Annotated in this window: 16 protein-coding genes and 7 pseudogenes; 10 read left to right on the top strand and 13 right to left on the bottom strand. The window is 65.3% G+C overall.

Annotated elements, in window-relative coordinates; all coding sequences use genetic code 11:
• Positions 1-28: 28 nt before the first annotated feature.
• On the bottom strand, positions 29-1048 hold the full coding sequence (locus tag MPSD_RS11540; RefSeq protein ID WP_086085694.1) for an NAD-dependent epimerase/dehydratase family protein: 1020 nt from the start codon (positions 1046-1048) through the stop codon (positions 29-31).
• On the bottom strand, positions 1045-2301 hold the full coding sequence (locus MPSD_RS11535) for a nucleotide sugar dehydrogenase (RefSeq protein WP_020787771.1): 1257 nt from the start codon (positions 2299-2301) through the stop codon (positions 1045-1047). Before MPSD_RS11535 ends, MPSD_RS11540 begins: the two co-directional genes overlap by 4 nt.
• A 290-nt stretch (positions 2302-2591) precedes the next feature.
• Here MPSD_RS11535 and MPSD_RS11530 point away from each other — a divergent pair, with 290 nt between their 5' ends.
• The 4 genes from MPSD_RS11530 (at position 2592) to MPSD_RS11520 (ending at position 5380) form a co-directional block, all read left to right on the top strand.
• Positions 2592-3116, top strand: coding sequence for a GtrA family protein (locus MPSD_RS11530; RefSeq protein ID WP_232022817.1), 525 nt, complete (start codon positions 2592-2594; stop codon positions 3114-3116).
• 19 nt (positions 3117-3135) lie between these two features.
• A complete protein-coding gene (locus MPSD_RS11525; protein WP_232022816.1) occupies positions 3136-4410 on the top strand; it encodes a hypothetical protein in 1275 nt (424 codons plus the stop codon).
• Positions 4411-4575: 165 nt separating this feature from the next.
• Positions 4576-5040, top strand: coding sequence for a hypothetical protein (locus tag MPSD_RS29225; RefSeq protein WP_232022815.1), 465 nt, complete (start codon positions 4576-4578; stop codon positions 5038-5040).
• A 127-nt stretch (positions 5041-5167) separates the two neighbouring features.
• Positions 5168-5380 (top strand): dodecin, encoded by a 213-nt coding sequence (locus MPSD_RS11520; RefSeq protein ID WP_011739649.1) that lies wholly within the window; start codon positions 5168-5170, stop codon positions 5378-5380.
• Between the two features lie 19 nt (positions 5381-5399).
• Here the strand turns inward: MPSD_RS11520 and lipL are convergent.
• The 4 genes and pseudogenes from lipL to mutA form a co-directional block, all read right to left on the bottom strand.
• Positions 5400-6686 (bottom strand): annotated as a pseudogene (gene lipL / locus MPSD_RS11515) (esterase/beta-lactamase LipL).
• Between the two features lie 63 nt (positions 6687-6749).
• The gene (gene meaB / locus MPSD_RS11510; protein ID WP_015356067.1) at positions 6750-7739 is read right to left on the bottom strand and encodes a methylmalonyl Co-A mutase-associated GTPase MeaB; all 990 of its coding nucleotides are present in this window, start codon (positions 7737-7739) and stop codon (positions 6750-6752) included.
• Positions 7740-7827: 88 nt separating this feature from the next.
• Positions 7828-10089 (bottom strand): methylmalonyl-CoA mutase, encoded by a 2262-nt coding sequence (scpA, locus tag MPSD_RS11505; protein ID WP_020787777.1) that lies wholly within the window; start codon positions 10087-10089, stop codon positions 7828-7830.
• A gap of 5 nt (positions 10090-10094) precedes the next feature.
• Entirely contained in the window at positions 10095-11972 is a 1878-nt protein-coding gene (mutA, locus tag MPSD_RS11500; protein ID WP_119571726.1) for a methylmalonyl-CoA mutase small subunit, read from the bottom strand.
• A 192-nt stretch (positions 11973-12164) separates the two neighbouring features.
• Here mutA and MPSD_RS11495 point away from each other — a divergent pair, with 192 nt between their 5' ends.
• Together MPSD_RS11495 and MPSD_RS11490 are read left to right on the top strand one after the other, a co-directional pair.
• Complete coding sequence (locus MPSD_RS11495) at positions 12165-12938, top strand: TVP38/TMEM64 family protein (RefSeq protein ID WP_012394052.1); 774 nt, start codon at positions 12165-12167, stop codon at positions 12936-12938.
• 64 nt (positions 12939-13002) lie between these two features.
• Positions 13003-13978 (top strand): annotated as a pseudogene (locus MPSD_RS11490) (S1 family peptidase).
• Between the two features lie 4 nt (positions 13979-13982).
• Here MPSD_RS11490 and MPSD_RS11485 read toward each other — a convergent pair.
• Both MPSD_RS11485 and MPSD_RS11480 read right to left on the bottom strand, forming a co-directional pair.
• Positions 13983-15489: pseudogene (locus tag MPSD_RS11485) on the bottom strand (ATP-binding protein).
• Positions 15489-16232, bottom strand: a pseudogene (locus MPSD_RS11480) (response regulator transcription factor). Before MPSD_RS11480 ends, MPSD_RS11485 begins: the two co-directional pseudogenes overlap by 1 nt.
• An 874-nt stretch (positions 16233-17106) precedes the next feature.
• Here MPSD_RS11480 and MPSD_RS11470 point away from each other — a divergent pair.
• Positions 17107-17710, top strand: a pseudogene (locus MPSD_RS11470) (TetR/AcrR family transcriptional regulator).
• Positions 17711-17742: 32 nt separating this feature from the next.
• On the top strand, positions 17743-18210 hold the full coding sequence (locus tag MPSD_RS11465; protein ID WP_020787783.1) for a nitroreductase family deazaflavin-dependent oxidoreductase: 468 nt from the start codon (positions 17743-17745) through the stop codon (positions 18208-18210).
• Here MPSD_RS11465 and MPSD_RS11460 read toward each other — a convergent pair.
• Entirely contained in the window at positions 18207-18563 is a 357-nt protein-coding gene (locus MPSD_RS11460) for a DoxX family protein (RefSeq protein ID WP_020787784.1), read from the bottom strand. The two genes, MPSD_RS11465 and MPSD_RS11460, sit on opposite strands and share 4 nt — an antisense overlap.
• Positions 18560-18682 (bottom strand): annotated as a pseudogene (locus MPSD_RS30775) (SPFH domain-containing protein); the annotation flags it as partial. The pseudogene MPSD_RS30775 and the gene MPSD_RS11460, both read right to left, overlap by 4 nt.
• Before the next feature lie 141 nt (positions 18683-18823).
• Between MPSD_RS30775 and MPSD_RS11445 the strand changes: the two are divergent.
• Positions 18824-20026: an ISAs1-like element IS2404/ISMul1 family transposase gene (locus MPSD_RS11445; protein WP_420811901.1), complete on the top strand. Its 1203-nt coding sequence runs from the start codon at positions 18824-18826 to the stop codon at positions 20024-20026.
• A 20-nt stretch (positions 20027-20046) separates the two neighbouring features.
• On the opposite strand, the pseudogene MPSD_RS11440 reads toward MPSD_RS11445, so the two are convergent.
• Positions 20047-21090, bottom strand: a pseudogene (locus MPSD_RS11440) (SPFH domain-containing protein); the annotation flags it as partial.
• A 21-nt stretch (positions 21091-21111) separates the two neighbouring features.
• Positions 21112-21546: an NfeD family protein gene (locus tag MPSD_RS11435; protein ID WP_086085654.1), complete on the bottom strand. Its 435-nt coding sequence runs from the start codon at positions 21544-21546 to the stop codon at positions 21112-21114.
• A gap of 57 nt (positions 21547-21603) precedes the next feature.
• Between MPSD_RS11435 and MPSD_RS11430 the strand changes: the two genes are divergently transcribed.
• Positions 21604-22554 (top strand): hypothetical protein, encoded by a 951-nt coding sequence (locus MPSD_RS11430; protein ID WP_086085655.1) that lies wholly within the window; start codon positions 21604-21606, stop codon positions 22552-22554.
• 6 nt (positions 22555-22560) lie between these two features.
• Here the strand turns inward: MPSD_RS11430 and MPSD_RS11425 are convergent, their stop codons facing one another.
• A complete protein-coding gene (locus MPSD_RS11425; protein ID WP_020724996.1) occupies positions 22561-23583 on the bottom strand; it encodes a ferrochelatase in 1023 nt (340 codons plus the stop codon).
• Positions 23584-23588: the final 5 nt, after the last annotated feature.

Here is a 23588-nt window from a genome sequence, read left to right as displayed (position 1 = left end):
GCGTCCTCGTGGGTAGCACCAATACACGTCAGATCGTCTCGGCCTCAACCGCGTTCACGATCCACGGGATGACTTCGTCGAGCATGGCGTCAAGCGTAGTCGTCGCCTCGAAGCCGAGTACCTGGGTCGCTTTGTGAACGTCGGGAGAGCGCAGCTGCACGTCGTGCTCGAATGGCGGATCACTTTCGTAACGGAAGGGAGTGTCAGGGCGCATCTTGCGCCAGATCACTTCTGCCAGTTCCAGCACGGTGGTGGCTTCCGGGGTCGACAGGTTGAAGTCGCCGTTGAGTGCCGCGGGGTGCTCCATGCAGGTGCGAATCCCCCGGGCCAGGTCCCCACCGTAGGTGTAGTGGCGTACCTGGCTACCGTCCCCCAGGATGTGCAGCGGATCTTGGCCCTTGACGACCTTCTGGACCAGGTCTGGCACGACGTGGCTCATCGCGAGTTTGACATTTCCGCTTGGGATTTCACGGCCACCAAGCGCGCGTTGTTCACCGGTTCCGACACAGTTGAAGGGCCGAATGATGGTGTACGGCAGCCCGTACTGCTCGTAGGCGCCATGGGCGAAGTACTCGCAGGCCAGCTTCTGGAAGCCGTAAGTGCTTGTTGGAGGCGGGCATTCGGTGATGTGCTTTTCCGGCGTCGGGAAAATGCTGGCGTTCTCGAACACCATGGAAGAACTGATCACGTTGATCTTCTTCAGCCAACCCTTGCGGTATGCATAGATCGCCGTGTCAAAGTGGGCAGCCGCAATTCGCTCGTTCTCGGCCAGCAAGTCGTAGGCGTACTCGTGAAAATAGGTGATGCCACCGATGCGGGCGGCGCTGGCCACCATCTGCTCGCAACCCTCGACCAGGTCGAACATCAGGTCAACGTCTTTGACGTCGCCCTCGACGAAGTGGTAGTTGGGGTGGTCGTCGTAGCTCTTCGTTACCTTGCCGTACTTGGAATAGTTGTCGATGCCGACCACTTCGTGCCCAGCCTGCAACAGCTCTTGGACGACGTACCCGTTGATGAATCCTGCACTGCCGGTTACCAGTACCTTCACCGGGCCGCCGCCGTCCCCAGGTCCGCCAGGTTCGCCCCGTTGCACGGGTCAACGTCGAGCTCGGTGACGTCCAGACACCCCCAGACATCCTCAACCACTTTGCCGCGCGGGACCCGAAGGCCCCGATAGGCGGAGTGGGGCACGCCTACAACAATGACGTCGGACCGGTCCACCACGGTCTGCAGCGGGTGGTAATCCTTGCCCTCGAGGAATGGGTCGTGCAAGATCACTTCCTTTGCTTCCAGCATCAGCAGGTGCCTGAGTTTAAAGCTGAGCGAGTCGCGCGTGTCGTCGCAGTCGGCCTTGAACGTCATACCGAGTATGCCAACCGTCTTGTCACGCAGATTAACCCGGCGCTTGAGCATGTTGACGATGAACTGCGGCTGGCCTTCGTTGATCAGCATGGCCGAATGCCCGAGCATGAAGTTGTTGTTGCTGAACGCGGCGAGCTGCATGGTGTCCTTGAGCAAGCACGGGCCGGCCGCGAGTCCGGCCCTCGGCAGGCTGTCGACGCGGCTGTTCTTGTAGGTCGCGGCATGGTGAACTCGGTCGAAATCGAGCCCCGCCTCGCGACTGAGCAGGTAAAACTGGTTGGCGACCGCGAACTGGATATAGCGGTAGCTGTTGCAGAAGAGCTTGGCCAGCTCAGCTTCTTGCGGCTCGACCTTGATGATCTCACTGGCTATCCCGGAGAAGAGCTCGCGGACCACCCGAAGTCCCTCGGCGTCGAATCCGCTGATGATCTGCGGGATGATCCGCAATTCCCGGATCGAATGTCCTTGGGCGATGCGCTCCGGACAGAAGGTGACGTGAACGCCAATCCCACGTTCGGAGAACATGTCGTGGACCCGCTGGCTCAGTTCCGGGTAGACGGTGCTTCGCAGGATCAGGGTCTGCCCATCGTGGAAGTACGGGCTGATCTCATCGATCACCCGAAAGAACGTGTGCGCCTGAGGCGTTAGGTATTCGTCGACCGGAGTCCCCACCACACAGATCACGATGTCGGAGTTGCGGACCACCTGCGAATCGGTGCTACCGCTGATTCGCCCGGTTGGCAGCAGCCGCTTGAGGAGATCCTCGGCTCCGGTCTCGATGAAAGGCATCCGCCCGGCCATGATGGTTTCCAAGGCTTCGGCGTTGGTGTCGAGGATGTCAACGTTGTACCCCTCGTCCGCAAGCACCAGCGCCAGCGGAAGCCCGACGCGGCCGGCGCCCCCGACAATACAGATCCGTTCGGACGGTTGAGTTGTCACGCGAACCGCCGCCTCCCCTTCATGCTCTCGGCCTCGTTAAGGGGTTGGACCATAACAAGGGCCGGTCGTTTGTCTAGATAGGTCTATATGGATGGTGTTGGAGCCTACGAGATCACCGCCAGAGCCTGCGGCATTTCTCGCGAACCAACAAGGCCGGTCCTCCCCGCGGCTCCGTTGACGGCGGCAGCCTTTCGCTACAGCATTTCACGCGCGCCGCGAGCTTGTCTTTTGAATGGTGAAGATCCGGATTCCGGCCGCGCCGGCCCGCCCGGATTCTCGAGTTCTGGCCCGTGCCTACTTGGTTGCAGGTAACTTGGCTGACCATGGGGCCGGCGGGGGGCTGGATCATGCACACCAGCAGCGAAGCAGCGCGCAGAAAGCTGCGTTATGGCGCGGTAGCGCTGGTGTTTCTGCCCATCGGACAGGGCCTCATCCAGGTGCTGGGCCCGTGGCTGCACAACTACACCATCGCCTCGCTGCTGGCCGCGGGCGTGGCCACCATTCCCAACTTCTTCGCCAACAAGCACTTCGTTTGGCGGGCAACGTCGGGGGGCGATCTGCACAAGCAGGTGCTGTTGTTCTGGACGATGGTGATGCTTGCCGTCGTTCTGGCCACCAGCTTCACCTACCTCGTCGACCGCGCGATGGCCGCTGAGCCAACGCCGGTGCATGGCCTCGCCGTATTCTTCGCCCAGGTGCTTGGCTTCGGTGTCGCATGGGTCGGCCGCTTCTTACTCCTGGACAGGTGGCTCTTCAGGCTCGACCAACGTCCGGCCGGACACACCCACCTGGTCTTCAGCGAGATGCGGGCCTGATCCGGGATAACTTGCACGCATGCTTTCAACGCAGTCGGAGCGCGCCAGCTCCTGGTTTTCGGAGACGACATGGGGCTCCGCACGCTGGCAGCGTTGCCTGGCCGCACTTGTTGCCGTGGTCTTTTTCTGGCCTCAGGTACCCGTCGAAGCCCCAACCGGGGTAGACCCGTCCTGGCAGGCCGCGGTGGCGCTGGGCCAAATCCGCCACCTCGCGTGGGGACCCCAAATCGTCTTCACCTACGGACCGCTGGCCTTTCTGCAGGACAGTTCCTACTACTCACCGCTTCAGGCCGTGCTGTCGACGATCTATCAGGTAATCGTCGTGGCAGCGCTGTTCCTGGGTATCGCCGCGGCGCTGCGCCAACGACACCCACCGATGACATCGCTCGCATTGGCGTTCGTGACCACCGGCGTCACCGCCATCGCGATGGGGACCATGTACCCCGAAATGGTCGTGCTGGCGGCCTTGGCGTGGGCCAGTGTTCCCCTGTTGCGGTCCGACCCGCAACGGTCGACGGTCTTCATCACCGCCACCGCGCTCGGCGTGGTGGCGGGATTTGAGCTGCTGGTCAAGTTCAACACCGGCCCAGTGGTCTTGGCCATCGCCCTGGGCATGTCGCTGCTGCTGGATTGGAAAGCACGGTGGCGGCACTGCGCTACTGTCGCCGCGTTCGCCGCCACCGTTCCGGTCTGCTGGCCGCTCATGGGGCAACCACTGGGCAACCTGCCAACGTGGCTGCGGCTCAGCTCCGAGATCGTGTCCGGATACATCGATGCGCAGTCAGTGCCGATCCCCTTGGATGCCGGCGGCGCCGTCACCTTGACCCTGGTCTGGTTCGTTGCGCTTTTCGTCATGTTCTTTCGCGGCAGCCCGCAGATCCCACGCAAGTATGTGGTGCTGGTCGGGGTGACAACCGTGCTTGTCGCCAAGAGTGCGTTCGGACGCTACGACACGATTCACTTCGCCGCCCTGCTCGGACTGATGGTCGTTGCGATGGCGGTGGGGGGTGTGTTCGAAATACTTCCTCGGGCAGCCAAGTTCGTCGTCGTCGCCGTCGTCGTGATCTTTGTTGCCGGCGTGGTGGCGATCGAACTGCGCCCCCTCGGGGTGATACAGGCACCAGTGCGCGCACTCGACCGATTGGCAACCGTCGCCGTACCAGGTCACGCCCGCAGCCATATCGAGGAGGCCAAGGCACGCCAGCGTCGGCTCTATGATATTCCCAGCCGCTTCGTCAAGACGATCGGGCCGGATCCGGTTCACATCGACCCGGATGAAACCTCAGCCGTGTGAGCCTACGACTTCGCCTGGCACCCGGCGCCGATATTCCAGACCTACTCGGTCTACACACCGGCGCTGGACAAGCTAAACCGCGACACCCTCGCGGCCGGGCCGCAGTTCGTCCTGTCGCTGCGATCGGCGACCTCGCCCGCCACCGGTATCAACGGACGGCTCGGCGTGCAGGAGAACCCGCTGTATTCGCGCGCACTGCTGTGCGATTTCCGCCGCAGCGCGGTGGAAGACCATTGGGCGCTGTTCACCCATACCCAGCCCCTGTGCGGACCGCTCACCCCGATCTCAGAAGTCGTTGTCCACGACGGCAAGCCCGTCCCGGTGCCCAAACCAAGCGGACCGGACGTGGCCGTCCTGGTCGGCGTTGATCTGGAGCCAACCTTCATCGACCGGCTTTTCATGGGATCGCTCGTTCCCCTGACCTCTTTCACGGTGAACCTGGACGGCGTCAGCTATCGCCTCATCGCCGGCAACGCCGCGGAGCCGTTTCTGATCAAGACGCCCGATTCCGTCAGCGCCACCAATCTCGAGATCGACTCCCGCACAATCGGTGTTGACCGGAGCCGGTCGCTGGGCCAGGGCAAGCCCACGGCGCGGCTGCGCTTTTACGAGATGCACGTCAGCCCCTGACGCTGGACGCGCTTGGTCATTTGCACCGAGCCAGCTGCGTGTCGGGCCTCATCCGGCGCCGACCACCGGCGCAAGATGATTCTTCGGACCCTCTTGGGACGTCAACACTCAAAGATAAGGGGACGAAATGAGCGATCACACCTACCGGGTAATCGAGATCGTCGGAAGCTCGGCCGACGGAGTCGACGCGGCAATCCGCAACGGTTTGACCCGGGCCGCCCAGACTATGCGCGCCCTGGACTGGTTCGAAGTCGAATCAGTGCGCGGCCATCTGGTTGACGGCGCCGTCGGCCACTTTCAGGTGACCATGAAGGTGGGCTTCCGGCTCGAAGATTCTTAGCGCTAGAACGCCCCTGGGCTCAGCCCGCGACGGCTCCCGGCTCCGAGTACGGCGCCCCGATGCCCGTGACCGGCTGGTAGCCACGCTCGCGGGCCTTGGCGGCCGCCTGCCGGATCAGGGCATAGATGGCGACGAAACCGGCGTGGTCGGTGGCCACCAGCGGAGTCAACAGCCGATTGTGCACCAGCGCAAACGCCACGCCGGTCTCCGGATCTGTCCATCCGACGGACCCGCCCATCCCGACGTGACCGAACCCCGGCATCACGTTGCCGATGGGCAGACTGTGGTAGCCCAGGTGAAAAGCCATCGGCATGAAGAGATTGCGATCCGGCTGCAGCCGCCGCTCGCCGGTCAGCCCCGCCACCAGCTCCCGCGACAGGAACTGGGTGCCGTCAATCTCGCCGCCGTTGGCGATCGCGCCGTACATCCGCGCCAGCGCGCGGGCGGTGACGACTCCGTTGGCGGCCGGAATCTCGGCGTCCAGCATGGGGGTTTCGCCCTGAACCGTCGCGATGACGCCCGGAAAGTACATCGAACGGAATCCGCTGGAGAACTGGTTGGCGATCTTATGCGCCGCAAAGGTGACCAGCGGGTTGGCGGCGATGTCCTGCGGCATGATGATCTGGGCGACCTGCGTGGGCGAGCCCGCCGGCGGCCGGCCCAGATGAAAACCGTCGGTGTCCAGTGGCTCGGCGAGCTCCTCGCGGAACAGGACGCGCATGTCCTTGCCGGTCACGGCCCTGGCCAGGCCGGACATCAACCAACCGAAGGTAAGCGCGTGCTAGGCCGGTTTGCCGAGCAGCCTTCCCGGAGCCGCCGCCGCCAGCCGCTCCTCCATCACGACGTGATCCAGCAGGTCTTCCTGGCTGGCACCGCGCAGTCCCGACAAGCCCGCCGCGTGCCGCATCACCTCGCGGACGGTGAGCTTCTCCTTGCCGTTGGCCGCGAACTCCGGCCAGTACTGCGCGACCGGCGCCTCGTAATCGATCAGCCCCCGATCGGCGAGCCGGTGGATCACGGTGGCGGCCATGCCCTTGGTGGCCGAGAACACCATCGGGGCCGAGTCCGCTGACCACGGGACCTCGCCCTTGCGGTCCGCCCACCCTTTCCACACGTCCACGACAGGCTGGCCGTCCAGGTAGACTGCCAACGCTCCCCCACCAAACCGGCGAGCGGGAAACATGCTGGAGAACATTCGAACGACGCACGCAAATTGAGAGTCCGCAGCGCCGGATACACGATGGCCTGCGTCAGGGTCACCGTGGGAAGAAACCGCGCGGCGATTGACTCCGATGTCTATCGTCACATCTTGAATTTACTTGGATTTCATAGAGCCCAGTGTCAAACCCGGAATTAATTTACCATTCCGTTAGGACTGCGCGGTATCCAAAATTTGCTGGGCGGCCAGAGCGGGAGTCAGCTCCCCCGCCCGAACCCGGCGCTCGACGTCGGCTCGGATCTTGCGCACGTCCGGGTTGGACAGCACTCGGTCCAGCACCGCATCTCGCACCATCTGCCATGTCCAGTCCACTTGCTGTTCGCGTCGGCGCGCTTCGAACTCACCGGCCTCGGTGAGCACTTGGCGATGGCGCTCGACAGCTTCCCACAGCTGTGTCAGACCGGTTCCTTCCACCGCGCTCATCGTGAGAACCGGTGGCCGCCAGATTGTTTCGCGTGGGTAGATCAGCCTGATAGCGCCGGACAGCTCCCTGGCTGCCAAACGCGCATCGCGCAGATGTTCCCCATCGGCCTTGTTCACGACCACGATGTCGGCCAGCTCCAGCACACCTTTCTTGATGCCCTGTAGTTGGTCGCCGGTGCGCGCCAAAGTCAGCAAGACGAAGGTGTCGACCATGTTTGCGACGGCCACTTCGGACTGGCCGACGCCGACCGTTTCGATCAGAACCACGTCGAAGCCGGCGGCTTCCAAGAGCACTACCGATTCCCGCGTTGCCTTTGCTACGCCGCCCAGAGTTCCCGACGTCGGAGAGGGCCGGACGTAGGCATCCGGGTGCATTGCCAACCGCGCCATCCGCGTCTTGTCGCCCAGAATCGATCCGCCGGTACGCGTCGACGAGGGGTCCACCGCCAGCACGGCCACCTTGTGGCCCTGCTCGATGAGGTACATGCCCAGGGCCTCGATCGTGGTGGACTTCCCCACTCCCGGGACGCCGGTAATACCCACCCGATGGGCCTTCCCGGATTCGGGGAGCAGTGCCAGCAACAGCTCTTGGGCCTGCCGCCGATGGTCGGCGCGGGTGGACTCCAGCAGCGTGATCGCCCGTGGCAGCGCGGCACGGTCGCCATTGCGCACGGCGGCGGCCAGTTGCTCGACCTTGGCGTCGTCCGGGGAGGTCACCGGCCCCACCTCATCGGACACGCCCTGGTGCAGATGCGCGGCGGAATGCGCGATGGCGTCACACTCACGCGAGTAGTTTTACCGGCCACTAGTCCAGCGGGTATCCCAGCCGCTCGGCCAGCTTGTGCAACAGGCCGATGGCGGCGTCGGCGATCACGGTGCCGGGCGGATAGATGGCCGTGGCCCCGGCGGCGTACAACTCGTCGAAGTCGCCCGGTGGGATGACACCACCGACCACGATCATGATGTCCGGCCGTCCCACCTTGGCCAGCGCGTCCCGCAAGGCCGGCACCAACGTCAGGTGGCCAGCGGCCAGCGACGACACGCCCACGACGTGCACGTCGTTGTCGGCGGCCTCGCGGGCCACCTCCTCGGGCGTGGAGAACAGTGAGCCGACGTCCACGTCGAACCCGATGTCGGCAAACGCCGTCGCGATCACCTTCTGGCCGCGGTCGTGGCCGTCCTGGCCCATTTTGGCGACCAGGATGCGGGGGCGACGGCCGTCCGCCTCGGCGAACTTCTCGACAAGCTCGGTCGCTTTGGAAAGCGGGGTGATGTTGCCGCCTCCTTGAACTTCGTCCCGGTAGACGCCGGCGATGGTGCGGATCTCCGCCTGATGGCGGCCATACACCTGTTCCAGCGCATCGGAGATCTCTCCGACGGTGGCCTTGGCGCGGGCCGCGTCGATGGCCAGCGCGAGCAGATTATTACCCAACCCGTCATCGCCGGCCCGACCGTGGGCGGCGGCGGCGCGGGTGAGCTCGGCCAGGGCGGCATCGACCGCCGCCTGGTCGCGGCCGGCTCGCAGTTCTTGCAGTTTGGCCAGCTGCTCGGCACGTACCCGGCTGTTTTCGACCTTGAGTACCTCGATCTGCTGGTCCTCGTCGACTTGGTACTTGTTCACCCCGATGACCGGCTGCTGGCCGGAGTCGATGCGCGCCTGGGTGCGCGCGGCCGCCTCTTCGATGCGCAGCTTGGGAATCCCCTCGCCGATGGCCGCCGCCATGCCGCCGAGTTCGGCAACCTCGTTGATTTGAGCACGTGCCCGCTGCGCAAGCTGGTGCGTCAGCCACTCCACGTAGTACGAGCCCGCCCAGGGGTCAATCGGGCGCGTGGTACCCGACTCCTGCTGCAGCAGCAGCTGAGTGTTGCGCGCGATGCGTGCGGAGAAGTCGGTGGGCAGTGCCAGCGCCTCGTCAAGTGCGTTGGTGTGCAACGACTGGGTGTGCCCCTGGGTGGCGGCCATCGCCTCGATACAAGTGCGGGCGACGTTGTTGAAGACGTCCTGCGCCGTCAGCGACCAGCCTGAGGTCTGCGAATGGGTACGCAGCGACCGCGATTTGGAGTTCTTCGGCTCGAACTTCGCCACCAGCTCACTCCACAACAACCGGCCGGCACGCAGTTTGGCGACCTCCATGAAGAAGTTCATCCCGATGCCCCAGAAGAAGGACAGCCGGGGCGCGAACTTATCGATGTCCAGGCCCGCATCCAGGCCCGCTTTGATGTAATCGACACCGTCGGCAAGGGTATATGCCAGCTCCAAATCCGCTGTGGCTCCGGCTTCTTGGATGTGATAGCCGGAGATCGAGATGGCGTTGAACTTGGGCATTTTCACGCTGGTGTAGGCGAAGATGTCGGAGATGATCCGCATGGACGGCTTGGGCGGATAGATGTAGGTGTTGCGCACCATGAACTCTTTGAGGATGTCGTTTTGGATGGTGCCGGCCAGTTTCTCCGGCGGCACGCCCTGTTCCTCGGCCGCGACCACGTACAACGCCAAGATCGGCAGCACGGCGCCGTTCATGGTCATCGACACCGAGACCGACGATAGGTCGATACCGTCGAATAATTGCCTCATGTCGAGAATGGAATCGATTGCTACGCCCGCCATTCCAACGTCGCCCTGAACACGGGGGTGATCGGAGTCGTAGCCGCGGTGGGTCGCCAGATCAAAGGCGACGGACAGCCCCTTCTGGCCAGCGGCCAGATTGCGACGGTAGAACGCATTGGAGTCGGCAGCGGTGGAGAAGCCGGCGTACTGGCGAATGGTCCATGGCTGGTTGACGTACATCGTCGGATACGGGCCCCGCACATAGGGCGGCTCCCCAGGAAAGCTGTTCACCGGATAGCCGTCGGCCTGCGCTGCCCTGCGGTCGGCACCGATGTAAACGGGTTTGACCTCAATACCTTCCGGCGTCTGCCATCGAAGTTGATCGGTTGCGTACCCGTGCGCAGCAGCGGTCGCTGCTACTTGTTTCTCCACCGACGCTTCGGTGGCCGACGCCACAGCGCGCTCGCCATGAAGTGGTACGTCAGCGAAACTGCCGATGGCCGATGCAGTGGTAGTCATCGTGGCTACGCTCCCAACCGCGTGAGCAGATCGGACAGGGCTTGCACCGCATTGATTTTCGCGGTCAAGAATTCGTCGGGCCGACTCGCGACGTCAACCGCCTCGTCCAGTGCGCCCGGCGGTCCGGCCAGGTAGACCCGGGAGATGCCGGCCGATCTTGCCGCCTCGACCACGGCGGGCGCCTCGTCCCGATAACGGCGGTCGGTGCCGCAGATGACCGCGACCGTCGGCGAACCCGCCTCAGCTACCGCCGTTGCGACGCCTTGCGCGTCGACGGTTCCCGGATTGAGCGCCTCGACGCCACCCGAGGCCAAGAGATTCGATGCGAAAGTCGCCCGAATGTTGTGTTCAGCCAGCGGACCCAGTGGCAGCAACAGCACCCGCGGTCGCGCTCCGGTGTCGGACAAGTAGGCATCCGATCGATCGCGCAATGTCTCGAATTCGGCGCCGTAGCGCAACAGCTTTCCGCAGCCGTCGGGCGAGAAACCGCGATCCGGTTGCGGCAGAGCAGGTTCGTCGAGGTTGGGAAATTCGTTGACCCCGGTGATCGCGATCCGCCGATGCGCGATGTCGTCGGCGCGGCGTGCGGCGAGCTCGGCGATCTGCCCGGCGACGTAGTCATGGGCGTTGGCAAATCCGCCACGCGCCTCGATGGCCTGGAAATGCTGCCAGGCGTGTTGGGCCAGTTCTTCGGTGAGGTCCTCGACGAACCACGACCCACCGGCCGGGTCCAACACGCGCCCCACGTGGGACTCCTCCAACAGCAACAGTTGGGTATTGCGGGCGATCCGGCGCGCAAAGCTGGTGGCCGTACCCGGAAAGCCACCCGCAATCGCGACATCGAAGGGATGAACCAGCACGGTGTCCGCACCGCCGACACCCGCGCCGAAGGCGGCCAGGGTGCAACGCAGCATGTTCACCCACGGGTCGCGTTGGGTCATCATCGGCAGCGAAGTCTCCCCGTGCAACGTCGCCGCCCCGCCATCCGGGTCACCGGCGACCTCGGCGACCCGGGCCCACAACCGGCGCGCGGCTCGCATCTTGGCCAGTGTCATGAACTGGTCGTCATCGGCGGCCAGCCGGAGGCCGATCTGTGCCAGCGCGTCGCCGATCGAGAGACCGGATTCGGTGAGCAGCCGGAGATAGGCCACCGCCGCGCCAATGGTGGCCGCGAGTTCCCAGGCCGCAGTCGCGCCCAGATTGTGAAACGCCGGCCCGTCGACGGTGATCGTCCGCACGCCTCGATCACCGGCCACCCGTCCCGCGATCGCGAGTACATCGTCAATCGAGGGGGCGGGACGCCCGCTCAGCGTCGCGGTCAACGGATCGGCGCCCAGATCGATCGACATCGTCGCGCGCTGGTCGGTATCCAGCCCAGCCGCCAACCGCAGCATCGCCTCGCTGGCCGCCCGGTACTGGGCACCGGCATCCACAATCACCGGCGCCAGGTTCAGATACACACCCGCGAGCAGCCCTTCGAGCTGGTCAGGCGCCACGCCGTGGTCCCCCACCCGGACCAGCAGCGCGCTGACGCCGTCACCCAACATGCCCAGCAGCGCCTGGTTGGCGTCCACCACGGACGCATCCGGCTGCGGTACCGCCTCGACGACCTTCCAGCCCGAGTTGACGTCGCGCAACGCGTCGCCGCCCCGGACGTAGGGCCACTCGCCCGGCAGCGGTGGTTCCGGCAACTCGTCGAAGGCACTGTAGAGCGCCCGGATGGCGATTCCGTCGTAGGTGGGAGTGTTCAGCAGCCGTTCGGGTTGATCGCCGAACCCGGCAGAATCCGGCCGCGCGGTCTTGGAAAGAACACCGGCGACCGCACCGCGCCAACGCTCGCGAACCTGTTCTAGCTCGGCGAGCTCGGGTACATCAATGGACACCGACTGCTCCTATTTACGCAGCAATTGACAACTTTGTTTCCGGTTGCTCTTGGCCTGCCACTAAACTAATAAGGCTAGTTGATTGGAGCCGGGGGCTAGGTGACCAGGTGCAGCCTTGCCGCTCACAGTGTGACCAGAAACGCCAGCCGGGAGAAACGATATATTCACCTTCGCCCCGTACTCTGGGTGATTGTGACAGCCTCTGTCCTGTGCAAAACCACCGATACGGTGCGCGGCATCGCTCTCGCGCTCCGGACGGCCGCACGGCAGATGTCACGACTGCGCAAGGTCAGCACCGTGGCAGGAATCACACTACTGGTGGCGGTGGCATTGCTGGTTCCGCTGCCTACCGCGGTGCAGATGCGGGACTGGGCATCATCGGTGGGGCCATGGTTACCCCTGGTGTTTCTGCTGGTCCACATCGTCGTCACGGTGCCACCCTTTCCCCGTACCGCATTCACCGTTGCCGGCGGCCTGCTGTTCGGACCGGTCTTGGGCATCGTGATTGCGGTGACGGCCAGTACGGCGAGCGCGGTGATTGCGCTGCTGCTGGTGCGCGCGGCCGGGTGGCGGCTGAACCGGCTGGTGCCGCACGGTGCGGTCGACCGGCTCGATGAGCGTCTGCGGGAACGGGGCTGGCTGGCGATCTTGTCGCTGCGGCTGATCCCCGCCGTGCCGTTTGCGGCGCTCAACTATGGCGCCGGCGCATCGGCGGTGCGGGTGGTCCCCTACACGCTGTCCACGCTGGCGGGCTTGCTCCCCGGCACCGTCGCGGTGGTGATTCTGGGCAGTGCGCTCGCCGGTGACGGCAGCCCATTGCTGGTTCTGGTGTCGGTATGCACGGCGGCCCTGGGCATGAGCGGGCTGGTCTTCGAGGTCCGCCAATATCGACGGCACCATCGCCACCAGGCGCCATCGGACCACGGACCCGTTCTCGAGCCGGCTTGCGAGCCGCTGGGCGTCTGACCGTCAGCTGCCGGTCGTAGACCGGTATTGAATCTCAAACCGTTTTGCCTGAAAGATCTACCCAATGGTCGGCGTCAGTGCGCACGCGCTCGCGAATCTGGGCTCGCCGTCGTCCCTGGCTCGCACCGCGTTGTTGTTGGCCGGAGCGCTGCTGTGCCTGTCGGTGGCAGCCTGGCCGGTGCTGAGCCAGCGCCGCAGGCAGCACCCCGAGACACAAGAGCAGATGTTCGCCGGCACGAATGTGCCCTACGCCGCGCCACCGCAGCGGCGGCAGTCCGACGGTGGGCGACTGACGATTGCCGCGCTGATCTGCGCGGCCGGATTCGTCGCGGCTATCTGGCTGCCAAGCAAGAGCACGATGCCGGCGCGACCCCTGGTTGCCCTGCCAGGCGCCAGTGCCATTGCCCCGGGCACCGGCATCGCCGTCACCTACGCCGACGGGTCAGGAGGAATGGGCTGCACCGCTGGGTTCTTGGTGCGCACCAACGCCGGCCGGACCAGGGATACTCACCGCCGGCCACTGCAACAAAGAAGGCGAAGCGAGCAAGGTCAGCATCAACTACTCCGCGGGCGGCGGATACGTGAACATCGGTACCTTCAGCCAGTCGGTCAGCGAGGGCCTCAACGGGGAAGCCCACGACATCGGACTGATCACGCTGGATTCCGGAAAGATCCCGCAGTCCCCGGCGATCAAGGCGGCTGTTCCGGTCACCGGCATAGCCACCGATCTGAAGGTGGGGCAACTGCTCTGCAAGTTCGGGATGAAGACGGGCCGGGCGGAATGTGGGCAAGTCACCGATATCAGTGCGAGCAAGGTGGCATTTCTGGCGGCCAGCGAATGCGGCGATTCCGGGGGCCCGGTCTACCGCCTGGACGACGATGGCACCGCGGTGGCGGTCGGCATTCTCATTCGGGCCGGCCATGCCAACGACCCACATCCCGGATGCTCGACACCGGCCACATTCTCAATCGCCGAGCTGGTGCGCCCCTGGCTGGACCGGTGGAGCCTGACCGCCATTACCGAACCGGGTTCCCCCTGAGCGTTCACTCAACGCCACCGGCCACCGCCAGCGGCAAAGTGAGCCGGAATCGTGCACCACCCTGGTGCGGTAGACAAACCAGCTCGCCCCCGTGTGCCCGGGCCAGCGCCCGCGCGATCGGCAAACCCAGGCCCGCACCACCATGGTCGCGGGTGCGCGCGGCATCGAGTCGCACCAAGCGCTCGAAGATGCGGTTGCGCGCGTCGTCGGGGATGCCGGGGCCGGTGTCGATGACGGTAACCGTGGCCACTCCTTGGCCGGCCCGCAGATCGATGGCGATGGCTCCCCCGGCCGGGGTGTATCTGCGCGCGTTGTCGAGCAAGTTGGACAGGATCTGCGCCACCCGAGTCGGGTCGGCCGCAACGGTAAGCGCGCCAAGCCCGGACCGGGTCACGGTGATCTGCGGCGCCAGCATCGTGGTTCGCTGGCTTTCGGCGTCGACGATCTCGGCCAGGTCGGTGTCGTGGCGATCCAGCGGCAGCCCCGCGTCGATACGGCTCAGATCCAGCATGTCGGCGACGAGCCGTCCCGCGCGACGCGCATCAGAGAGCAGCAGGCTGGCGCGGCGGTACTGGCCGCGCGCTGCGGGATCTTCCTGCTGCTGCCCGGCGCTGCTGGCGAGTTGTTCGGCGGCGACCTGCATCCCCGCGATCGGAGTGCGCAGTTCGTGGGCGGCATCCACGAGAAACTGCCGCGTCGCGTTCTCGGCGCGCTGCGCGGCCGTAGCGGCCTGCTGGGCACGCAGCTCTGAGTCTTCCAGCGCATCCAGCATTCCGTCGAAAGCGCTCGCGGCCCGGCCGAGTTCGGTATCGCCGCGGCTGGGGCGCAGCCGGCAACCGCGATCTCCGGTGGTGATGTCCTTGGCCAACGCCGCGAGCCGATCCAGCGGCGCCAATGCCGCCCGGCTGACCAGTACCAGTAGCAGTGCCGCCACTACCAGGGTCACCAGCCCGGCACCGATCATCAGCTGGCGCAGCTGGCGGGTCACTTGAGTGGTCTGCGTGGTGTCGGCGACCAGGATCAGTCGCGAACCATCCGGCAAGGTGTGTACCGCCGCCGTGGCGGTCGCATCCGGCGGCGGTCCCCCAGGTGGAGGGGGAGGCGGCGGCGGGGGCCATGAGGACCCTGGTGCCCCCGGGCGGAATCAGGGGCGGAGGGCCGGGCAGCGCCGGGACGGCGGGGCCCGCGGTGGTGTCCGGGCTGATGTTGGGGTCCCCGTAGGTAGCACCGTCGGCTGTCACCAGCAGCGCGCGCACGCTGCCGCCGTTGATCTCGGCGGCGATCAGTTCCGGAGAGGTGCCCACCGAGGCCAGCGCGTCGGCGCGCGAGGTGACCGCCAGCAGCAGATCGTGCAGATTCCGCCGAACCTGCAAGCCCAGGCTGACGTCGATGGTCACACCCAGCACCACCAATAGCACCGCCAGCAAGGTCACCACCAGCAGAATCACCCGTCGCTGCAGCGACGGTGTGGGGGTTTCGGGATCGCCCGGGGATTCGAGCTCCTCGGCCATCATGACCTCGGCGGCTGCAACCGGTAGCCGATGCCTCGGACGGTCTGCACAATTCGTGGGCCATGCGCTTCGAGCTTGCGGCGCAAGCTGCTGACATGCACCTGCACCAGGTTGGCGTCGTAGGCGTCGTAGCCCCACACGGCATTGAGGATCTGCGTGGCGCTCACGATGCGGCCGCGTTGTTATACCAGGAAGTCGAGCAGTCGGAGTTCGGTGGCGGTCAGGTCCAGCTGGTGGCCGTCGCGTGCAGCGACCCCAGCCTCGCTGTCCAGCATCAGATCGCCGACCTGAACCACCCGGGGCAGCCGACCCCGGCGGCGCAGAACCGCGCCCACCCGCGACACGAGTTCGGCGAGCTCGAACGGTTTGACCACATAGTCGTCGGCACCTCCGTCGAGACCGCGCAGCCGGTCGGGCAGACCGTCGCGGGCGGTGATCAAGACGATGCCGATATCGCCCCACTCGCGGATGACGTCGATGAGGGCAAATCCGTCCCGACCCGGCAGCATCACGTCGAGTACCACCAGGTCGGGCCGTAGGCCCTGCAGAACTTCTTCCAGTCCTTCTCCATCGGAGCGGGTGTCGGTGTGGTAGCCGACGTCGGCCAGGGCCTCGTTGACCATTTCGCGGATGGTCTCGGAATCCTCGACCACCAGCACTCTCGGCGCGCCGACACTGAATTGGTCCGTGCGGCTCGCAACCTGGCGATTGCCGGTGTGGTCGGTTCGTGAACGATCGGTCATGGCCCCATTGTTAACGCGTGGTCCTGAGATCAATCTGAAGCGCCGCACGTTTCTTGCGATAACCGACAATCTGGGTGCCGATCCGACCGCCGCAACCACCCGGTCCGGTCTCGGCGGTGCGGCGCGCTCGGCATTCTTCAGTTCCACTTCAAGTTCGGAAATTAGCGTCGCGATCACCGACAACGACGGAGTGGAGATCGCCATGAGTGCACAAGACAGCAACACGACCCCAAACATCGGCGCCCAGGCGCCAGGCCAGGGCGCCGCCCCGCCACCCGCACCGCCCGCCCCGGCCGCGCCGGTGCCGCCCGCCCCGCCCGGACATCAGCAGCGCCGCTTCTCGACAGGGATGCTGGTGGGCTCGGGCCTGCTGGGCCTACTCGTTGGTGCGATGGGAACCGCGGGCGCGGCGCTGTTTCTTTGGGCGTTTGCCTTCGGACCTCCCCCGCCTCCGGGGCCAGGCGGCGGGGGCCCGTCCATGAGATGGCACCAAGCGCCTCCGCCCGGACCGGGCGCGCTGCGGGGTCCGATGCCCGGGGGACCGCCCCCGATGCCGGTGCCGCCGGCGGGCCACGCCTTCCGGGGCGGTCCGCCGCCGGGGGCACCGGGGCCCGGGCAACTCCCCGGGGCACCAAAACCACCCGCGCCCGGGCAGTTGCCGGGCGGCCCGCAATCGCCTGCGCCGACACCAGCACCCGCAACACCAGGTGCGCATGCCTGAGGGTGGCGGGACAACGACGTCCTAGCGGGTGATCATTGGCCGCAAACCGGTGTCCCCGCCCCGGTCGCGATGCACGACATCTGCGACCGGGGCGGGGTTCGTCGTAGTACTCCCGGCGCACCAACTGATAAACAATTGTTTACAATTGTAAACGTGCATTTAGCGACCGATGATCGAACCGCGCGGGCAAGGATCCGCGACGAGGCACTGCGACTATTCGCCGAGCGCGGTCACCATGCGAGACATCGCGACCGCCGCGGGGGTCTCGCCCGCTTTGCTCATCCGCCACTACGGCTCCAAAGACGGGCTGATCGAGGCCGTCGACAACCCCGTCATCGCCATATTTGAAGTGCTGCTGACCGAAGCCACCCGAAAAACCGAGGCCGTCGGGCTCGGCCAGGCCGCCGTGGGAGGCCTGCTCGACGGCCTCGCCACGCACCTACCGCCCGACTCAGCGGTCCCGGCATACCTGAGCCGAATGTTGATTAGCGGCGGTACGGCCGGACCAGGGTTGTTCGCGCGGCTGTTCCGGCTCAGCCAAGACACGCTGAACGCGATGGTTGCCGCGGGAACTGCCAGTCCTGGTGCCGATCCGGCGGTGCGGGCGGCGTTCTTGCTGGTCAACGATCTAGCGTTGCTGACACTGCGGCCACGGCTCATCGAAGTCCTCGGTGTCGATCCGCTCACCGACGCCGGAATGCGGCGCTGGGCCGGCGAGGTGTTCGCCGTCTATCGCGACGGCCTGGTCAGCGATTGACGCAGCAAGAAGAAGAGGAAATGGAGGCAAGGATGTCACTAGTAGCCAAGACCGGCGCACGGCTGATGCGCTCCCGCACGCTCATGCGCGCGCCCATCTGGATTTATCGGGCGCGGGCAGGCGCCGTTTTCGGGTCGCGGATGCTGATGCTCGAACACATCGGCCGCAAATCCGGCACGCCGCGCAATGCCGTGCTGGAGGTCGTCGATCACCCGGCGCCGGACACCTACGTCATCGCTTCCGGGTTCGGGAAGAACTCCCAGTGGTACCGCAATATCGTGGCCAACCCCCGGGTTCGGGTCTACGTCGGCAGCCACCGCGCCGCACCCGCCACCGCACGCGTTCTCGAACAAGCCGAAGCCGACCAGGCGCTGGCCTCCTACCGCAGCCACCACCCGGCGGCGTGGGAGAACCTCAAGCAGGTGATCGAGGAAACGCTCGGCGGCCCGATCACCGACACCGACACGGCACTGCCGATGGTGGAACTGCGCCTCGACTAAGCCTGGTCGGGCCCTTTGACCGCCATTACCGCGAAGGTGGCCAGAAACGAGGCCGCGGGGATGATGTTGACGATCTTGTCCCGCACCCGAACGTGGGCCGCCACAGCCAGCACGAAATATAGGGTCAACATCGCTGTGGTCAGCCTGGCCAAGGCGGGAAATCGGGTGACCGAGAACAGACCGACCGCCGCGGCGGCCTTGACTAGCGGAAAAACCGGGCGCACCGCTTCGGGAACGCCCAGGTCATCGAGGATCTTGGCGATCGGGGGCAACGGAATCGCGCACGCCACGGCATCTCCGGCCTGGAACGCGCCCAGCACCGCATAGGCCTTCGGTGACGTCACGACGCTCATCGGTTGTATGGCCCCAGTTCGGGCGGCGAGCCCACTGGGCCCTCCACGGGCTTGCGCGCTATGGCCTCGGCCTTGGCGACCGCTTGCGCGATCGCCGGGTCGGTTTCGGTGGAGAACCAGGGCTCCGGCGTTGTTGATTAGCAGGCTTGTGAGCTGGGTTGATGATCTTTGGTGCCGCGCTATTGGGGCCGGAGTGTAGGCACGGGCTATCTGGAGAACGATCGAGTTGGTTACTGTTCGTCGTTGGTCTGGAGTTGCCCGTGCCTACCGTTTCAGTATTGCCTGTGTCGTCGGTTCCAGAGGTGTTCGACTGCTGGAGTCCTGGTGAGCGCAGCGAGCTCATCGGATCGGAGTTTCTCGATGTGTTGGCCTCGGTGCCAGACCCGAGGGGCCCACGCGGTCGGAGGTATTCGCTGATGGCTTTGTTGGCGATCGCGGTTCTGGCCACTGCCGCGGGGATGCGCGGCTATGCTGGTTTTGCCACATGGGCGGCCACCGCTCCCGATGATGTGTTGGCCCAATTAGGGGTCCGGTTCCGGCGGCCCAGTGAGAAGACCTTCCGCGCTGTTTTGTCTCGGCTAGACCCCGCCGACCTCAACGCCAGGATGGGCAGTTACTTCACTGCACACGTGGCCAGCAGCGACCCCAGTGGATTGGTGCCGATCGCGTTGGACGGCAAGATGCTGCGTGGTGCTTTACGCGCCAAAGCGACAGCCACGCATCTCGTGTCGGTGTTCGCCCACCGTGCCCGATTGGTGCTCGGTCAACTCGCTGTCGCCGAGAAAAGCAATGAAATTCCCTGCGTACGTGCCCTGCTCACGCTGCTGCCGGGTAGCTTGCGGTGGCTGGTCACCGTGGATGCGATGCATACCCAGGTCGTCACCGCGAAGTTGATCTGCGCCACCTTGAAGTCGCACTACCTGATGATCGTCAAGTCCAACCAAGCCAAAATACTTGCGCGTATCACCGCGCTGCCCTGGGCCGAGGTGCCCGCAGCCGCTACCGACGACTCCCGCGGCCACGGCCGTGTCGAGACCCGCACCCCGCAAATCATCACCGCTGCACGAGGAATCGGCTTCCCCTACGCAAAACAAATCATCCGGATCACTCGTGAACGCTTGATCACCGCCACCGACCAGCGCAGCGTGGAGGTGGTCTATGCCATCTGCAGCCTGCCGTTCGAGCACGCCCGCCCTACCGCGATCATGACCTGGATGCGTCAACACTGGGGAATCGAGAACAGCCTGCACTGGATACGCGACGTCACCTTCGACGAAGACCGTCAAAGGGCACATACCGGAAACGGCGCACAGGTCCTAGCAACGCTACGCAACACCGCGATCAATCTGCACCGCCTCAACGGCGCCGACAACATCGCCGAAGCCTGCCGGATCACCGCTTTGACCGCCAACCGCCGCCTAGACCTCCTCAATCCACAATTCCCCAGCTCACAAGCCTGCTAATCAACAACGCCGGAGCCCTGGGTGGAGAACCAATCCGAGACTTCGTCGTCGTCGCCGTCTGTCGCATGCTTGGGCAGGTCCTCGACCGGGGAGGCCTCGAAGCGGAACACCCCGTCCTCCCCCGGCTTACCCAACATTCTGGTGAAACCTTGCAGCGCCGCGTTGAAGTCGCTGGGCACCACCCAGACCTTGTTGGCGTCGCCGCGCGCCATCTCCGGCAGCGTCTGCAGATACTGGTAGGCCAGCATCTCCGGGGTGGGCCGCCCGGCCTTGATCGCGGCGAATGTCTTCTGGATGGCCTTGGCCTCACCCTGCGCCCGCAAGTAGGCCGCGGCGCGTTCACCCTGAGCACGCAGCATCCGTGATTGCCGGTCTGCCTCAGCTGCCAGGATCGCGGCCTGCTTGGCGCCCTCGGCCGCCAGGATCTGGGACTGCTTCTGCCCTTCGGCTTGTTTGATGGCCGCCTCCCGGGTGCCTTCGGCGGTCAGGATCATCGCGCGCTTCTCCCGGTCGGCCTTCATCTGCTTTTCCATCGACGCTTGAATGGACGGCGGTGGGTCGATGCTGCGCAGTTCGACGCGCGCCACCCGCAGGCCCCAACGGCCGGTCGCCTCGTCGAGCACCCCGCGCAACTGGCCATTGATCTGGTCACGAGAGGTCAGCGTCTGCTCGAGCGTCATCCCGCCGACGACGTTACGCAGAGTCGTCGTGGCGAGCTGTTCGACGCCCACGATGTAGTTGCTGATCTCATACACCGCGGCCTGCGGAACCGTCACCTGGAAATACACCACGGTGTCGATGTTGAGCGTCAGGTTGTCCTCGGTGATCACCGGCTGCGGCGGAAAGGACACCACCCGCTCGCGCAGATCCACGCGGGCGCGGACGCGATCAATGAATGGCACCAGCAACGTCAGCTGACCACTGACCGTGCGGCTGTATCGACCCAGCCGTTCGATCACGGCGGCCTCAGCCTGAGGGATCAGCGCAACCGACTTGGCGACCACGATGATGGCGAATATCACCAGAACAGCTAAAAACACCAGGCCAACAACCGCATCGTCCATTGGCATACCTCTCTCGAATCGCTATACGTCCCTGAAGACCACCGCGGTAGCACCCTCGATGTGCACTACCGTCACCGAATCACCCGGCTCAAACACATCGCCGTCGTTCAGCGGGCGCGCCGTCCACACCTCGCCCTCAATTTTCACCTGCCCGTTGTCGCGAGCAACCCGATCCAGCACCAGCGCGTTCTTGCCCTCGAGCGCCTTGATCCCCAGCTGCAGGGCTTTGGCGGGAGCCAGCTTACGCCGCAGCGCGGGCCGAACCAGGGCAAGCAGCAAAACCGAAACGATGAGGAAAACCGCCCCATCGGCCCACAGCGGCCAGTCCGTCAGCCAGCTGATTCCCGAAGCAGCCAAAGCGCCACCACTGGGCATCAGCAAAAACATGTCGCCTGTCAACGCCTCGGCTCCGGCGAGCACCAACGCTGCAATCAGCCAGATCAGCGCGACAGGCATGGCCACAGGATACGCGTGATCCGCCTTAGCCGCGGCGAACAACTACACTGCGAGACCATGTGGTGTCCGAGTGTTTCGCTGTCGATGTGGGCCAATGCCTGGCTCGCGGGCAAGGCCGCGCCCGACGATCTTTTGGACGCGTTATCACTCTGGGCGCCAACACAATCGGCTACCGCGTATGATGCCGTCGCGGCGGGCCATACCGGATTGCCGTGGCCGGACGTGCACAATGTGGGTACGGTGTCGCTGCTGCAGACACTGCGTGCCGCGATGGGCAGGTCGACGGCGGCGGCGCCGCCGACGCCCGACGGGTTGTTCGGGACCATCAACGTGGTGCTGCCGGTACCGGGTGATGTACGGGGACTTTCGGCTGGAACGCAATTCGCGCGTGGCGCGCTGGCCTCCGGCGAAGCGCTGATCGTCAGCAATCCCGATGATCCCGGCACCGCTATCGGACTGGTCCCTGAGTTCTCTTACAGCGATGCGGATGAAGCCGCAGATGACGAGACGGGGACACCCGAATTGTCTGCACTGGCCTGGACGGTGTACTCGCTACCGGGAGCCCCGGCCTTCGATCACTACGAACTCGCCGACGCCGAATATGCACTGCGTTCGGCTGTGCGTTCAGCTGCCGACGCATTGAGTGCCATCGGATTGGGATCGGCAGCCAGCGACGTGGCCAATCCACGCGGTTTGGTTGAGCAGATGCTGGAATCATCACGGCAACACCGCATCCCCGACCACGCACCGTCGAGAGCGCTGCGGGTGCTGGAGAACGCCGCCCATGTCGACGCGATCATCGCAGTCAGTTCCGGGCTCAGCCGACTGCCCGACTCCGCCCCGGAACACATGGCACACCGGATGGTGGCCGGGCTGGAGCCGGTGGGAACGCAATCGTCGTCGGAGGTTCAGATCGCCACCGACGCGCTGCGGCCGCTCAACGCCGTGGTGCGTTCGGCACGGATGGCCGCGATCAGCGCGATCCTGCACTCAGCCTGGTCTGACTGACCGCAATCAGGCCCCCTGAGGTGCTGTTTCCCGCGCGGCGCAATGTGGTGGGCGGCACGGCTCGCCGTTGACGCCGGCCAGACATCCGGACACGGGATCCGGGCCGCCGACTCGCGCCGGCTCACCACCGCTGCGAAGTTCCTCGATCAAGCCCCGGGCCAGCCGCGCGAATCGGCGATCGGCATTCGGCGTGGCGGCCCGGGCAAGTGCGATCCCGGCATCCTGCGCCTGAGCCCGCAACTCAGCGTCGAGATCCCACACCACTTCGATGTGATCGGCGACAAATCCAATGGGACAGACGATCACGGCTTTGACCCCGCCGGCGCGCAGCATCTCGAGATGGTCAGCGACATCGGGCTCGAGCCACGGAACCTGGGGCGGTCCTGATCTCGACTGCCAGGCCAGATCGTAGTCGTCATATCCCGCCGCCGCGGCGACCAGGCTTGCGGCATAGGCAACTTGGCGACTGTAGAGCCCGGGCCCACAGCGCCGATCCGCGGCCACCGGAATCGAGTGCGCGGTAAACACCAAGCGGGCGCCTTTCGGCACCGTTGCCGCAGCAGCCGCAATGGCATCGGCGAACATCTCGACAAACAACGGATGATCGAAATAGCTTCTGAGCTTCACCAGTTCGGGTGCATCCGGCCCGGCGGCCCGACGCGCTCGGGCAATGTCCTCGACGTACTGAGTGCAGCCGGAATACCCGCTCCAGGCCGAGGTGGCGAAAACCGCCGCTCGTTTAACACCGTTGTCACGCATCGCCATAACGGTGTCCTCGACGTAGGGCTCCCAGTTGCGGTTGCCGAAATACACTGGCAGGCCAACTTCGGCGCGCAGCTCGGTGACTAGCGCCCGGTTGATGCCGTTGATCGGCGACACCCCGCCGAAATGCATATAGTGCTCCGCCACCGCGTCGAGCCGCTCGGGCGGCACTCCGCGGCCGCGGGTCACGTTCTCCAGGAACGGCCGCACCTGCTCCGGACCTTCCGGCCCGCCGAAGGACAGCAGCAGGACGGCATCAAATTCCATTGCCC

The sequence above is a fragment of the Mycobacterium pseudoshottsii JCM 15466 genome (genome assembly GCF_003584745.1).
GTDB lineage: Bacteria > Actinomycetota > Actinomycetes > Mycobacteriales > Mycobacteriaceae > Mycobacterium > Mycobacterium marinum.
This window is presented reverse-complemented; position numbering and strand designations above follow the sequence as displayed.

Coding starts and splice junctions, on each gene's coding strand:
- MPSD_RS11520 (WP_011739649.1), top strand. CDS start 5,168: ATGAGCGATCACACCTACCGGGTAATCGAGATCGTCGGAAGCTCGGCC.
- MPSD_RS11465 (WP_020787783.1), top strand. CDS start 17,743: ATGTCACTAGTAGCCAAGACCGGCGCACGGCTGATGCGCTCCCGCACG.
- MPSD_RS11525 (WP_232022816.1), top strand. CDS start 3,136: ATGCTTTCAACGCAGTCGGAGCGCGCCAGCTCCTGGTTTTCGGAGACG.
- scpA (WP_020787777.1), bottom strand. CDS start 10,089: ATGACTACCACTGCATCGGCCATCGGCAGTTTCGCTGACGTACCACTT.
- MPSD_RS11430 (WP_086085655.1), top strand. CDS start 21,604: ATGTGGTGTCCGAGTGTTTCGCTGTCGATGTGGGCCAATGCCTGGCTC.
- MPSD_RS11460 (WP_020787784.1), bottom strand. CDS start 18,563: ATGAGCGTCGTGACGTCACCGAAGGCCTATGCGGTGCTGGGCGCGTTC.
- MPSD_RS11425 (WP_020724996.1), bottom strand. CDS start 23,583: ATGGAATTTGATGCCGTCCTGCTGCTGTCCTTCGGCGGGCCGGAAGGT.
- MPSD_RS11435 (WP_086085654.1), bottom strand. CDS start 21,546: ATGCCTGTCGCGCTGATCTGGCTGATTGCAGCGTTGGTGCTCGCCGGA.